Raw genomic sequence first — 13,564 nt, 5'->3', positions numbered from 1 at the left:
GCATGAACATGATGCATACGGGCCATCCGCTCACCGGCTCTGTCGCACGGGCCCCCTTGATGCAGGCGGAAGACGTGAAGGTTCATTTCCCGGTCGCGAGCGGATTTCTGAAACGCACGATACGCCATGTCAGGGCGGTGGACGGCATAACGCTCGCCATCCATCCCGGCGAGACATTGAGTCTCGTCGGCGAGTCCGGCTGTGGGAAGACCACATTCGGCCAGGCGCTGGTGCGCGTCATCGAGCCGACCGACGGCCGCATCCTCTACAGGAAGGACGATGCCGAGGCGGATCTTGCGCATCTTTCCACCACGGAGCTTAGACCGTACCGCTCCGATATCCGCATGATCTTTCAAGACCCGTTCGCTTCGCTCAATCCTCGCCGACGGGTCATCGACATCATTGCCGAGCCGTTGCGAAACTTCGGGGTGACGGACAAGGCGGAAGTCGAAGCCACGGTTGCCGACCTGCTGCGGCGTGTCGGCCTGCGTCCGGAATATATGCTGCGCTACCCTTACGCCTTTTCGGGCGGAGAAAGGCAGCGCATCGGGATCGCCCGCGCCCTTTCCGTCCGGCCGAAACTGGTCGTGGCCGACGAATGCGTATCGGCGCTGGATGTGTCCATCCAGGCCCAGACCCTCAATCTCTTGCAGGATCTCCAGGAAGAGTTCGACCTTACCTACCTCTTCATTTCGCACGATCTGGGTGTCGTGGAATATGTCTCGGATCGCGTCGCCGTCATGTATGCCGGGAGGGTGGTGGAGCTGGCTGCGACGGAGAACCTGTTCGCGCGCCCCCGGCATCCCTATACGGCCGCCTTGCTCGCCTCCGTGCCGCGCCCGGATCCGCGACTTGCCCGCAGCCTGAAGCGAATGCGGCTCAAGGGGGAGGTGGCTGATCCCGCCAACCGCCCGACGGGCTGCGCCTTCCATCCGCGCTGCCCCTTCGCGACTGATCTTTGCCGCACCAGCGATCCAATTCTCCGGGAGGTGGAGGAGATCCAGGTTGCGTGTCACCACGCCGAAAAACTTGAATTGAAGGGAGTGAACGGAAATGCTGCTTGATGCTGCGGAAAACAAGGCGTCTGCCGTGGCGCAGACGGTCTGGTGGAAGCGTCCCTACAGGATGGTCCAGACCAACCTGCGTCAGCCCGATGCCCTATACGACCAGAGGCGCCTTGCCCGCGAAATTCGCGAGTTCGGCGCCGATGTGCTGCTTTACAATATCGGCGGCATCTATGCCTTCTATCCGACCAAGTTGAAGCTGCATGCCGTCAATCCTTTCATGAAGGGAGATGCGCTCGGTGAAGCGATCGAGGCCGCGCATGCGGAGGGCCTGTCGCTTGTCGGCAGGTTCGATATGTCCAAGGCGACCCGGATCGCCTACGAAGCGCACCCCGACTGGTTCGTGCACAATATCAAGGGCGATGCGCTGACCTATAACGGAACCTACCAGGCCTGCGTGAACGGCGGCTGGTATCAGGGCTATGCGCTCGAAATCATCAGCGAGGCGCTCGGGAAATACGATGTCGACGGCGTGTTCTTCAACATGTTCGGCTATACCAACTTCACCTATTCCGGCGACTACTTCGGGATCTGCGTCTGCGACAACTGCCGTCGCCGCTTTCGGGCCATGTACAGCAGGGAGCTGCCGCTCAAGGAGGACTTTTCCGATCCCGCCTATGCCGATTATCTGGAATTCAAGGAACGGACTTCCCTCGATCTGAGATCGAAGGTCTACAAGCACATCAAAAAGGTCAATCCGAAGGTGGCGATGACCGGTCACCGCGGCGATTCCGACCTGATCCGCATGGAAGTCCAGCGTGCCGTCGATCGCCCGCAACCGGAATGGCCATATCAGGCCGGTGAACAGGCGCGCTGGGCGGCCGCCTATGGTCAGGGCAAGACATTTTCGTCGACCTCGACCAACTTCATCGATTTTGCCTGGCGCTTCCATTCGGAAACCGGCGGCTACCATCTTCTGCGTTTTGCCCAACAGCTCGCGAGTGGCGCAACGCTCGATTATTATCTCCTTGGCGTCATCGACCAGGACGACAAGCTGCCTTTCGCCGACATTTCCCGCCTCTTCCATTGGCACAAGCAGCACGAGGCTTATTATTCGAACCTGCGTTCCGGCGCGCGGATAGGACTTTATCATTCGCACCGCAACGATGTTTATCGCAAGCGCACAGCGAGTCGCGATCTTGGAGACAAGGCGTTCCGGGGAGCCTACAGGGCTCTGGTGGAATCTCGCCTGCCGTTCGATTTCGTCAGCGACGACCTGATGAAGGAAGGCGAGGGCGAAAGGGTGCTCTCGCGCTACGACGCCATCATGCTGGCGAATATCTCCTGCCTCAGCGACGAAGAGGCCAGGCTGCTCGACGCCTATGTAAAGAATGGCGGCGTGCTGCTGGTTACGGGCGATACCGGCTTCTACGACGAGCGTGGGCTTGAACGGGAGCAGCCGGTGCCGGAATGCATACCGGTCAATGGCAAGCCTTCGTTCCGCACGCATATGAAGGGGTCCTATTTCCGCATCGGCGACGGCGAACTGCCCACGCCTCTCAGCAAGCTCCTGATGCTCGACGAACGCTACTTCGTCTGCGAACCGAAGGAGGGCGCCGAGACGCTGCTGACACTGCTGCCGCCGCAGCGTTTCGGCCCGCCCGAACTTTGCTTTCCGGAAGTCGAAAGCGATCTGCCGGGTGTGGTCACGGCGGCCTTCGGAAAGGGCAAGGCGGTCTATCTGCCGTGGAATCCGGAATGGCAATATTATCGCGACAGCCTGCCCAATCACCGCGTGGTGATATCGGATCTCCTGGCACGCAATATCCCGGCGCCACCGGTGCGGCTGGAGGGCAGGGGTTCCCTCGAAGTGACCATTCAGCATCAGGAGCCGACGGGGCGAATGCTGGTGCATGTCGTCAATTTCGGCGGGCAGCGCAACAATCTCTATGAGGATGCGCCGGCCGTCCACGGACTTCGTCTCGGCGTCCAGGGCGCGTCATCCGAAGCGCAGGCGCTGGTTGCGGGCAAGTCCTTGAAGGCAAAAGGGGCAGGGCCGGACGAGCGGGGCTATGTCTGGTTCGACCTGCCGCCGGTGGAGGCGTTCGAGGCAATCTCCATTGCGAAGGGTAGCTGACGATATCGGAAAGCAGGCGCGCCGGCGCGGTAGGGACCTGCGCCGCTGCGGGACAACAGAAGGAGGAGAGCAATGAAACTGGATTTCGGAGTGAGGGCGTTTAGGCGCCTGTCGATCGCCGTGACGGCTGCGGCATTTCTGGGCGCGGGATTTGCCTTTGCCCAGGAATACAAGGAAGCGCCTGTTCTTGCCGACAAGGTGAGCGCGGGAAAGCTGCCGCCCGTTGCGGAACGCGTGCCGTCGGAGCCCATGACCGTCAAGCCGTTCGAGTCCGTCGGGCAATATGGCGGGACCTGGCGGCTGACGATGGCTTCGGCCAGCGATATTTCTTCGCTGGTGCGCACGATCGGTTATGAGAATTTCACGCGCTGGGAGACCTGGCAGCCAGGCACGGAACAGAAGGACATCGTGCCCGGCGTCGTGATGAACGTGGCGCAATCGGTCGATGTCAATCCTGAGGGCACCGAGTATACCTTCAAGCTGAGAAAAGGCATGAAGTGGTCGGACGGCCAGCCCTATACGGCCGACGACGTGATGTTCTGGTATGAGGACGTCTATTCCAACACCGAACTGATGCCGACCAAGCCAACCTGGTCCGTGCGCGGCGGCAAGCCGCTGGTCGTGGAGAAGATCGACGACTATACCGTGAAATTCGTCTTCGCTGCTCCGAACGGGCTGCTGTTGCAGGCCTTGGCAACGCCTGCCAACGATCCGGAGCCGAATGTCCCGACCGCCTATCCGCGTCATTATCTCGATAAGTTCCACACAAAGTACAATAAGGATGCCGATGGCGAAGCCAAGGCATCGGGCGCCCAGAACTGGGTTTCGAATTTCCATGCCAAAGCGGACGCCTGGCGCAATCCCGATGTGCCGCGTCTCAACCCCTGGATCATCACGACAGGCATCGGGCAGGGCAGCGGCAATCAGGTGATCGCCGAACGCAATCCCTATTATTTCAAGGTCGACTCCGCCGGGAACCAGCTTCCCTACATGGATCGCGTCACCGTCGATATCATCTCCGACCCGCAGGTGACCCTGCTGAAGGCTGCCAATGGCGACTTCGACATGGTGGACAGCTATATCGGCTTCGTCACCACGCCTGAAAACAAGGGTACGTTCTTCGACAACCAGGATCGCGGAAACTATGATTTCTACGAGGTCCTTCCCAACCGCGCCAACCTGATGATCGTATCGCTGAACCTGACGGACAAGGATCCGGTTAAGCGGCAGATCTTCAGTAACAAGGCATTCCGCGAGGCGCTTTCGACGGCGATCAACCGCGACGAGATCATCGAGCTCGTCTGGCTGGGGCAGGGGCTTCCCTATCAGACGGTGGAGCGTCCTGAGTCGCCGCTCTTCGACAAGGACATGGCGACGCAGTTCACCAAGTTCGATGCGGCCGCCGCCAACAAGATGCTTGATGAGGCGGGCTTTGCGAAGAAGGACGGCAATGGCATCCGCCTCGGGCCTGATGGCAAACCGATCCGCTTCACGATCGATATTTCCGTGCTGCGTCAGCCCTGGATCGACAGCGCCGAACTCATCAAGAAATACTGGCGCGACGTCGGCATCGACCTCTTGATCAACACGACCGATACGACGGCGCTCAATCAGCGCGTCGAGGCCAACGATCACGACGCCGCTGTATGGTCCGCCTCGGGTGGCGCCGATACGCTCTTCGATCCGAAATACTTCCTGCCGTCCTCCTGGGCATCCTTCTATGCCACCACCTGGGGACAATGGTATGCCAAGGACAGCAACACCGAGGAGCCGCCAGAAGCGGTCAAGAAGCAGATGGAGCTTTACGACCAGATCTTCGCGACCGTCGATATTCCGAAGCGCCTCGATCTCATGAAGCAGGTGATGCAGATCGCCAAGGAGCAGTTCTATACGATCGGCATCATGCAGCCGACCACGGACTACGGCATCATCAACAAGCAGCTGCGCAATGTTCCCAAGGTTCTGCTGGCAAGCACCGAATACACGCATCCGGGTTCCGCAAATCCGGAACAATTCTATTTCGCAGCGAAATAGCCGAGCGATGAAAGCCTCCGCTGCGACGGCGGAGGCTTCACAGGGGAAAGCGGAATGCATTCGCGGAGAGTTCCATGGCAGCCTTCATAGCACGGCGTATCCTGTACATGCTGGTGACCCTCGTCGCGATTTCGGTGATGACCTTCATCATCATCCAGTTGCCGCCCGGTGACTTCGTCACGTCCATGGTGGCGCAGCTCAACCTGCAGGGCACAACGGTCGACGCCGGCGCGATGGCTGCCATGCGCGAGCGCTACGGTCTCGATGACCCAATGTACGTGCAATACTGGAAATGGATTTCCGGCATCATCTTCCGCGGCGATTTCGGCTACTCGCTGGAATGGCGGCGCCCGGTTTCGGAGCTGCTGTGGAACAGGCTCGGACTGACTTTCGTCCTGGCGCTCTTCAGCCTCCTCTTCATCTGGGCGATTTCGCTGCCGATCGGGATCTATACCGCGGTTCGCAGGAAGACTGTCGGCGATTACCTCGCGACGTTTTTCGGCGTCATCGGTCTCGCGATACCGAATTTTCTGTTCGCGCTCGTCCTCATGTACGTCGCGTTCAAATATTTCGGCGCGGGGATCGGCGGGCTTTTCTCTCCCGAATACGAGACGGCACCGTGGAGCTGGGGCAAGGTTGGCGATCTGATGCTTCACCTCATCATTCCGACCGTCGTGCTCGGTCTGCATGGCACAGCGGCATTGATCCGCATTCTCCGGGCCAATCTGCTCGACGAGCTCAACAAACCCTATGTGGTGACCGCCCGCGCCTACGGTCTGTCGGAACGAAAACTGCTGTTGAAATATCCGGTGCGCATTGCACTCAACCCGTTCATCTCGACTGTCGGCTGGATATTGCCGACGCTCGTTTCGGGAGCGACGATCACAGCCGTCGTTCTCAACCTGCCGATGACGGGGCCATTGCTTCTGCAGGCGCTGATTTCCCAGGACATGTATCTCGCCGGCAGCTTCATCATGATGCTCAGCGCGCTAACGGTCATAGGCACACTTCTGTCCGATCTGCTGCTTGCGTGGCTGGATCCACGGATCCGCTATACCTGACGGTGAAGCTGAAGCAAGGGGAAGGGAAGGCGTCCGGGAACGCCTTCCCTTATCAGTTACTTTGCGTCGTTCGCTTGCACGATCCGCTCGAGCAATTTCAGCTCATCTTCGGTGAGATTGGTCAGTGGCGGACGGACAGGTCCGGGGTTCCTGCTAAGGACCTGCAGGCCGCCCTTGATGATCGAGACGGCATAGCCCTTCTTGCGGTTACGCAGCGCGACGAAGGGGAAGAAGAAGTCCTTGAGGATCTGATCGACGACAGGCTGGTTGCCAGCACGTAAGGCCTTGTAAAAGCGCTGGGCGAGCTGCGGCACGAAGTTGAAGACGGCCGAAGAATAGGTCGTGACACCGGCCGCGAAATAGGCCTGTGCGTAGACCTCATGCGTCGGCATGCCGCCGACATAGACGAGTCGATCGCCGAGCTGTGTCGTGATCTCGATAACCTTGTCGACGTCGCCGACACCATCTTTGAAACCGATGAGGTTAGGGCATTCGTCACAGAGCTTTGCGATGCTGTCGGCGGTCAGGACCGCGTTGTCACGGTTATAGACGATGACGCCGATGCCGACGGACTGGCAGACCGCCTTCACATGGGCAATGAGGCCGCTTTGCTCGGCAAACATCAGATAGGGCGGCAGAAGCAGAAGCCCGTCGGCGCCCGCTTTCTCGGCCGCCTTCGCGATCTCGATGGCGAGCGACGTGCCGTAGCCGGTGCCGGAAATGATCGGGGTCTTGCCCGCGGATGCCTTGGCGGCGCCGATGACGGCCGGGATTTCGGATGGATTAAGAGAGAAGAACTCACCAGTTCCGCCCGCGGCAAAGAGAACGGAAGCCTGGTAACCCGCCAGCCAAGCGACATGCTCACGATATTTGTTCTCATCGAACTTCAGATTTTCGTCGAAATGGGTGACCGGAAAGGAGAGCAGTCCCGAACCGACAGCCTGCTTGAGCGCCTGTAAATCCATGTTTGTCCTCTAATCAAATTCTCACTGAACTTGAACTAGCATGACGTATGTCATCATACAAGCAAGTTTAAAATTTTTGCGCTCAGGTGGCCTCCTCCACGGATGACTTGGTCATGGCGAGCCTCAGCCGATCGCGGCTGCTGCCGAGGTGAAGCCGCATAGCCGCGCGTGCGCCATCGGGATCCTGGTTCTTGATGGCGAGATAGATCTGCTGATGTTCCCGATTTATCCGCTCAAGATATTCCCGTTGTGTGCCGCCATTGATGCGATGGGTCTGGAGGCGGGCGCGGGGGATGAGAACCTCACCCAAGTAATTGAAAATCGCGAGAAAATGCTTGTTTCTGGTGGCGACCGCAATGGCCCTGTGAAACTCCAGGTCGGCGTGGATCGAGCTGTCCCCGCGAGGAATTGCGTCATTCATAAGGTCGAGCGCCGTCTTCATTTTCTGAAGATCCTCGTCGGTCCGGCGGACGGCGGCAAGCGCTGCGACTTCGAGCTCGATGCTGATGCGCAGTTCCATCACGCTGATGATTTCCTCCACCAGCTCGAGATTTTCCTCTTCGATGCGGAAGGCGCTGGTTGGGGCGTCCTTCAGGACGAAAGCTCCAACGCCCTGTTGCGTCTGCACGAGTCCCTTCGCCTTGAGGTTGGCGATGGCCTCGCGAACAACAGTGCGGCTGACACTGAATTCGTTAATCAGTTCCTGTTCTGTCGGCAGCTTCTCGCCGCGCTTGTAGCGGCCGGAGGAAATGCGGTCGGAAACCTCCTTAACAAGTTGATTTGTCAGTGTTTCTCTTTTTCCCAGTACCGACATTCCATTTTACCCCTTGGTCCTCGCGCAGGGTGCGGAGGCGTTGTGATTCTTTCGATCCGCTTGCCGGTTGCCGTAGTCAAAAGAGACGCCGATGTTATCGGGCAGACGTGGAGTCATCATATATATTTCTTTTTCAGAAATCGACTCTTTCGACTGGGATCGTCATCATCATCCTCATAAGATCCTGCATTTTCAATGCGTTTCAGCTCGACCATCCCGCTGTCTCGTGCCGAAATTGATTTTCTGCTTGATATGCCGAAAAAGCGATACTACGATGTCATACAATATGCGATGGATAGGGAGGTCTTTTATGTCGCAAACTCGCACGCTGCTCGCGGCAACGACGGCGCTTGCCGCCGCCTTTGCCGTCAGCCCCGCATTGGCAGATACGCCAAAGGATCAGTTGATCATCGGGATGAACATGGTCAACCTGACCAGTCTCGATCCCCATAACGTCAATTCATATGAATCATATCACTTTATCGCCAATCTTTACGACACCCTGGTCCGCGACGACCTGAGTTCACCCGGAAAGCTGCAGCCGTCGCTCGCCAAATCCTGGCAGGTGCAGCCGGACGGCTCGATCGAATTCACCCTGGATGATACGGCGACGTTCCAGTCGGGTGCGCCAGTGACGGCCGAGGACGTCGTCTATTCTTTCAGCCGGGCGGTGAAGCTCGGCCTTCTCGGCAAGACCTATTTCGAACAGTGGGGCTATACGCGCGATAACGTCGCGGAGAAGTTCGTCGCCAAGGACGATCATACCTTCGTCATGAAGGTGGCGAAGCCGATCTCGCCGACGCTGAAGCTTGGTGCGCTGACGCGCGCCTATGCGGCCATTCTCGACAGCGCGGAAGTTCAGAAGCACGAGAAAGACGGCGATATGGGGCGTGGTTGGCTGGCGTCGCATTCGGCCGGTTCCGGACCGTTCAAGCTCAACCGTTGGAACCCGAACGATATCGCTCTCCTCGATCGCGACGATGAATACTGGGGTGGCGAGCCGAAGATGAAGCGCGTCGTCGTGCGACACCTGCCGGAATCGCAGACCGAGCGCCTGCTGCTGGAAAAGGGTGACCTGGATGTTGGTTTCCAGCTCGTTTCTTCCGATATCGATGGGCTCGCCAAGAATCCCGATATCGTCATCGATCGCCTGAAGGGCTCCGGTTTCTATTACCTGATCATGAGCACCGAGGATCCGGACTTCAAGAAGCCAGAAGTCCGCAAGGCGATCCGCTACTGCATCAACTATAAGGACGTCAACGATGTCGTCATGAAGAATTACGGCGAAGCGGCAACGACCTTCGTTCCCGAGGAAGTGGCTGGCTTCATTCCCGGCATCGGCAATGTCTACGATCCCGCAAAGTGCAAGCAGGATCTCGCGGCGGCCGGCTATCCGGACGGCTTCACGAAGCAGCTCCTTGCTCTGAGTTCGGTTCCCTACGCCGATCTGGCAACGGCGATCCAGCAGAACCTCTCGGTTGCCAAAATCAAGACCGATATCCAGACCGGCAATGGCGACCAGACCTACGGCCCGATGCGCAACCGCAAATTCCAGCTCGGCGTCGGCCGCACCGGCTCCTCGTCTCCCGGCGATGCCGATGGCTGGATCCGCACCCATGCCTACAACCCGAACAACGCGCAGGATGCCAATCTTTCGAACCTGCAGGCCTGGCGCGCGTCCTTCGAGTTGCCTGAGGTCAACAAGCTTCTCGACGAAGCCGCCGCCATTACCGGCGACGAGGCCAAGCGTGTCGAGCTTTACAAGCAGGCGCTCAAGATATTTGAAGATTCCGCTCCGCCGGTCATTCCGATCTCGCGACGCGTCGACCCCTATGCAAAGAGTGCTCGTCTGGTCAACTACGTCGGCGATCCGAGCTGGATGACGCGTTGGAACCAGGTCGAAAAGAAGGATTAAGTTCCGGGTTTATCGAATGGCCAAGAATACAGGCATGGCAGTTCAGGCGTCGCGCAGGCGCCTGAACTGGAAATCCTATTCCCGCTGGGGAAATACGCTGATCAGCGTCGTCACCACCCTGTTTCTCCTGGTGGTGCTGACATTCGTCATCGGTAGAATGATGCCGGTCGATCCTGTGACCGCGGTCGTCGGTCCCGATGCCGACCGCGCCACCTATCTAAAAGTGCAGCAGGAATTGGGACTGGATCAGCCTCTTCTCCAGCAGTTCCGGATTTTTATTACGCGGCTCCTCCATGGTGATTTCGGTACGACGCTTCTGACAGGCCGGCCCGTGATGGAAGATATCGGGCGCGTCCTACCGGCAACGATCGAGCTTGCGACGGTGACGATCATCCTCGGAGCGGGCATCGGCATTCCGCTCGGCGTCTTTGCCGCAGTCCGCCGCGGCCGGTTTGCTGACCACGCCGTCCGTCTCATCGCCCTCATGGGGCATTCAACGCCGATCTTCTGGATCGGCATGGTCGGCCTGATGATCTTCTATGCGAAGCTCGATTGGGTCGGCGGCTCCGGGCGCGTCGATATGTATTATGAGGGGCTGGTCGAAGAAAAGACGGGCTTCATGCTGATCGATGCGCTGCTTGCCGGGGACATGGAGGTCTTCTGGAGTGCACTCAACCATATCATTCTGCCGGCATCGGTGCTGGCTTACGCCTCTATCGCCTATCTCAGCCGCATCACCCGCAGCTTCATGCTGGAGCAGCTTCATCAGGAATACATAACCACTGCGCGTGCCAAGGGCGTGCCGGCGCGCAGCGTCGTGTGGAAACACGCATTCAAGAATATCCGCGTGCAACTCGTGACCGTCGTCGCTCTCTCCTATGGCGGCATGCTCGAAGGTGCGGTCCTGATCGAGACGGTATTCGGCTGGCCTGGCTTCGGCCAATATCTGACCAACGCGCTCGTCATCGGCGACATGAACGTCGTCGTCGCCTGCACGCTGATCATCGGCTGCATCTTCATCGTCCTCAATCTGATCTCGGACCTGCTCTATAAATTCTTCGACCCGAGGATCAAATGAACACGAACAACAAAGGCATCATGGGCTGGCTGACGGCCGAAGAAACCGAGAGCCCGACACAGGCAGCCATCCAGAATCTCTGGCTGATCTGGCGGCGCTTTGCGGAAAACCCTCTCGGCCTGTTCGGCCTCGCCATCGTCGTCCTCCTAATACTGATGGCGATCCTCGTCCCCTGGATCGCGCCTTACTCGCCCTTCGAGCAGAACCTGCAGACGGCGCTGCAGCCGCCCGGCGGCGCGCATCTGCTCGGAACTGACGAGCTCGGCCGCGACATCCTGAGCCGGATCCTCTGGGGAAGCCGCATCACGCTTTCGATCATCATCATCGTCAGCGTGATCGTGGCGCCGATCGGACTGCTGGTCGGATGCTTCGCCGGTTATTTCGGCGGCTGGCTCGACATCGTCCTGATGCGCATCACAGAACTTTTCCTGTCGTTCCCGAGCCTCATCCTGGCGCTTGCCTTCGTCGCCGCGCTCGGTCCGAGCCTTCAGAACGCCGTCATCGCCATCGCGCTCACACAATGGCCGCCGATCGCGCGACTGGCGCGCGCCGAATCGCTCAGCCTGCGTCACCGCGACCACATATCGGCCGTGAAGCTGATGGGCGCCTCGAACCTGCGCATCGTGCTCGGCCACATCGTGCCGCTCTGCATTCCCTCGGTGGTCGTTCGCATCACGCTCAACATGGCGGGAATCATCCTGACGGCCGCCGGCCTCGGCTTTCTCGGTCTTGGCGCACAGCCGCCGACACCGGAATGGGGGGCTATGGTTTCCACCGGCCGGCGCTTCATGCTCGACAACTGGTGGGTCGTCACCATGCCGGGACTTTCGATCCTGATCGTCAGCCTCGCTTTCAACCTCGCGGGCGATGCCCTGCGCGACGCACTCGATCCGAGACAGGAGTAGCCGATGAGTAGTCCTCTCCTATCGGTCCGCGATCTGCACATCAGCTTCAGCAGCCTTAACGGAACCTTTGATGCCGTCCGTGGGGTTTCCTTCGATCTCCACCGGGAAAAGCTCGGCATCGTCGGGGAATCGGGCTCGGGCAAGAGCATGACCGGACGGGCGATCATGCGGCTTACGCCGCGTGCAGCAACGGTCGAGGCCGAGCAGCTGCGCCTTTCCGATGTCGACCTGCTGCACGCCTCCGAGAAAACCATGGAGCATATCCGCGGCAAACGGATCGGGCTCATCATGCAGGATCCGAAATTCTCGCTCAATCCGGTCATTTCGGTCGGCGAGCAGATCGCCGAGGCCTACCGGCTTCACACCCGTTCGTCGCCGCCCGAAGCGCGGACGAAGGCGATCGCCATGCTCGATGCCGTCCAGATCCGCGATCCGCAGCGCGTCTATCGCATGTACCCGCATGAGATGTCGGGCGGCATGGGACAGCGCATCATGATCGCTATGATGCTGGTCTCCGAACCGGAGATCCTGATCGCCGACGAGGCGACCTCGGCGCTCGACGTCACGGTGCGGCTGGAGATCCTCAACCTGCTCGACGATCTCGTCAGGAAGCGCGGCCTCGGTCTGATCTTCATCAGCCACGACCTCAATCTCGTCCGCCATTTCTGCGACCGCGTGCTCATCATGTATCGCGGGCATGTGGTCGAGTCACTGAAGGCGGGGGAGCTCGATCAGGCAACCCATCCCTATACGAGAGGATTGCTGGAAGCGATGCCGCGCATTCACGCACCGCGCCGGCGGCTTCCCGTCCTCAAGCGCGATCCGGCATGGTAAAGACAATGAACAATGAAACGCCGATCATAGAGATCGAAGACCTTGTCGTCCGCTTTGGCGAGGGCGAGGACGAGAGACTTGCAGTCGATAGCGCAAGCTTTTCCGTCAGGGCAGGAGAGACCTTTGGTCTTGTCGGCGAGTCCGGCTCAGGGAAATCGACCATCCTCAGGGCGATCACCGGTCTCGTTCCGAGCGAGGCCAAGACCATGCGCGTCGCCGGCCAGGACATCCGCCAGGGACGCGGCAGGGATTTCTATACGAAGGTCCAGATGGTCTTCCAGGATCCCTATGAGGCGCTGCATCCGCGACACACCATCTGGCGCCAGCTCATGGAGCCCGCCCGTATACAGAAAATCCCGGATGCCGAGGCGCGGGGCAGGGCAGTGCTCGAATCCGTCGGCCTTCCCCAGGCGCTGCGCTGGCGCTATCCGCACCAGCTTTCCGGCGGTCAGCGGCAGCGTGTCGCGATCGCTCGCGCGCTGATGCTCGAGCCCGACATACTGCTCCTCGACGAGCCCACCTCGGCGCTCGACGTTTCGGTCCAGGCCGAAATTCTCAACCTGCTCTGCGACCTGCAGGAACAGCGCGGCCTGACCTTCCTGATGGTCACCCACGACCTCGGCGTCGTCGCGCATATGTGCAATCGGACGGCCGTCATGCAGGCGGGCAAGCTCGTCGAGACGCTGACGGTCGATGCGCTCGTCAATGGCGGCGCGACCGATCCCTATACCCGCAAGCTGATTGCGGCGAGCGAGGCTTACGGCGAGGAGCCGGTCCGGTCCGAGCGACGTATTCAAGAAGTCTGAGGGAGTTTTTC

General features: G+C 59.6%; 11 protein-coding genes. 9 read left to right on the top strand and 2 right to left on the bottom strand.

What is annotated here, in order from left to right:
* Positions 1 to 2 precede the first annotated feature (2 nt).
* The 4 genes from AAE029_RS19310 to AAE029_RS19295 all read left to right on the top strand — a co-directional run bounded on the left by AAE029_RS19310 (position 3) and on the right by AAE029_RS19295 (position 6,236).
* The gene (locus tag AAE029_RS19310) at positions 3 to 1,064 is read left to right on the top strand and encodes an ABC transporter ATP-binding protein (RefSeq protein WP_371074498.1); all 1,062 of its coding nucleotides are present in this window, start codon (positions 3 to 5) and stop codon (positions 1,062 to 1,064) included.
* Positions 1,054 to 3,141: a hypothetical protein gene (locus AAE029_RS19305; RefSeq protein WP_371074497.1), complete on the top strand. Its 2,088-nt coding sequence runs from the start codon at positions 1,054 to 1,056 to the stop codon at positions 3,139 to 3,141. The genes AAE029_RS19310 and AAE029_RS19305 overlap by 11 nt, the downstream gene beginning before the upstream one ends.
* A 72-nt stretch (positions 3,142 to 3,213) precedes the next feature.
* The gene (locus AAE029_RS19300) at positions 3,214 to 5,175 is read left to right on the top strand and encodes an ABC transporter substrate-binding protein (protein ID WP_371074496.1); all 1,962 of its coding nucleotides are present in this window, start codon (positions 3,214 to 3,216) and stop codon (positions 5,173 to 5,175) included.
* 74 nt (positions 5,176 to 5,249) lie between these two features.
* Positions 5,250 to 6,236: an ABC transporter permease gene (locus AAE029_RS19295; RefSeq protein ID WP_371074495.1), complete on the top strand. Its 987-nt coding sequence runs from the start codon at positions 5,250 to 5,252 to the stop codon at positions 6,234 to 6,236.
* Between the two features lie 56 nt (positions 6,237 to 6,292).
* Here AAE029_RS19295 and kdgD read toward each other — a convergent pair whose 3' ends face one another.
* Positions 6,293 to 7,201, bottom strand: coding sequence for a 5-dehydro-4-deoxyglucarate dehydratase (gene kdgD / locus AAE029_RS19290; protein WP_371074494.1), 909 nt, complete (start codon positions 7,199 to 7,201; stop codon positions 6,293 to 6,295).
* An 82-nt stretch (positions 7,202 to 7,283) separates the two neighbouring features.
* A complete protein-coding gene (locus tag AAE029_RS19285) occupies positions 7,284 to 8,015 on the bottom strand; it encodes a FadR/GntR family transcriptional regulator (RefSeq protein ID WP_371074493.1) in 732 nt (243 codons plus the stop codon).
* A gap of 310 nt (positions 8,016 to 8,325) precedes the next feature.
* Here AAE029_RS19285 and AAE029_RS19280 point away from each other — a divergent pair, with 310 nt between their 5' ends.
* The 5 genes from AAE029_RS19280 to AAE029_RS19260 are packed head-to-tail and all read left to right on the top strand — an operon-like array spanning position 8,326 to position 13,553.
* Positions 8,326 to 9,930, top strand: a complete 1,605-nt coding sequence (locus AAE029_RS19280) for an ABC transporter substrate-binding protein (RefSeq protein ID WP_371074492.1) — start codon at positions 8,326 to 8,328, stop codon at positions 9,928 to 9,930.
* 16 nt (positions 9,931 to 9,946) lie between these two features.
* A complete protein-coding gene (locus tag AAE029_RS19275; protein WP_371074491.1) occupies positions 9,947 to 11,008 on the top strand; it encodes an ABC transporter permease in 1,062 nt (353 codons plus the stop codon).
* Complete coding sequence (locus tag AAE029_RS19270) at positions 11,005 to 11,913, top strand: ABC transporter permease (protein WP_371074490.1); 909 nt, start codon at positions 11,005 to 11,007, stop codon at positions 11,911 to 11,913. Before AAE029_RS19275 ends, AAE029_RS19270 begins: the two co-directional genes overlap by 4 nt.
* 3 nt (positions 11,914 to 11,916) lie before the next feature.
* Positions 11,917 to 12,747, top strand: coding sequence for an ABC transporter ATP-binding protein (locus AAE029_RS19265; protein WP_371074489.1), 831 nt, complete (start codon positions 11,917 to 11,919; stop codon positions 12,745 to 12,747).
* 5 nt (positions 12,748 to 12,752) lie between these two features.
* Positions 12,753 to 13,553, top strand: coding sequence for an ABC transporter ATP-binding protein (locus AAE029_RS19260; protein ID WP_371074488.1), 801 nt, complete (start codon positions 12,753 to 12,755; stop codon positions 13,551 to 13,553).
* Positions 13,554 to 13,564: the final 11 nt, after the last annotated feature.

The organism is Sinorhizobium sp. CB7, assembly GCF_041357635.1.
Lineage (GTDB): Bacteria > Pseudomonadota > Alphaproteobacteria > Rhizobiales > Rhizobiaceae > Rhizobium.
Note: the sequence above shows the minus strand (reverse complement) of the source record. Positions and strands in the feature narration are given on the sequence as shown.

Coding starts and splice junctions, on each gene's coding strand:
- AAE029_RS19280 (WP_371074492.1), top strand. CDS start 8,326: ATGTCGCAAACTCGCACGCTGCTCGCGGCAACGACGGCGCTTGCCGCC.
- AAE029_RS19305 (WP_371074497.1), top strand. CDS start 1,054: ATGCTGCTTGATGCTGCGGAAAACAAGGCGTCTGCCGTGGCGCAGACG.
- AAE029_RS19310 (WP_371074498.1), top strand. CDS start 3: ATGAACATGATGCATACGGGCCATCCGCTCACCGGCTCTGTCGCACGG.
- kdgD (WP_371074494.1), bottom strand. CDS start 7,201: ATGGATTTACAGGCGCTCAAGCAGGCTGTCGGTTCGGGACTGCTCTCC.
- AAE029_RS19265 (WP_371074489.1), top strand. CDS start 11,917: ATGAGTAGTCCTCTCCTATCGGTCCGCGATCTGCACATCAGCTTCAGC.
- AAE029_RS19260 (WP_371074488.1), top strand. CDS start 12,753: ATGAACAATGAAACGCCGATCATAGAGATCGAAGACCTTGTCGTCCGC.
- AAE029_RS19285 (WP_371074493.1), bottom strand. CDS start 8,015: ATGTCGGTACTGGGAAAAAGAGAAACACTGACAAATCAACTTGTTAAG.
- AAE029_RS19295 (WP_371074495.1), top strand. CDS start 5,250: ATGGCAGCCTTCATAGCACGGCGTATCCTGTACATGCTGGTGACCCTC.
- AAE029_RS19270 (WP_371074490.1), top strand. CDS start 11,005: ATGAACACGAACAACAAAGGCATCATGGGCTGGCTGACGGCCGAAGAA.
- AAE029_RS19300 (WP_371074496.1), top strand. CDS start 3,214: ATGAAACTGGATTTCGGAGTGAGGGCGTTTAGGCGCCTGTCGATCGCC.
- AAE029_RS19275 (WP_371074491.1), top strand. CDS start 9,947: ATGGCCAAGAATACAGGCATGGCAGTTCAGGCGTCGCGCAGGCGCCTG.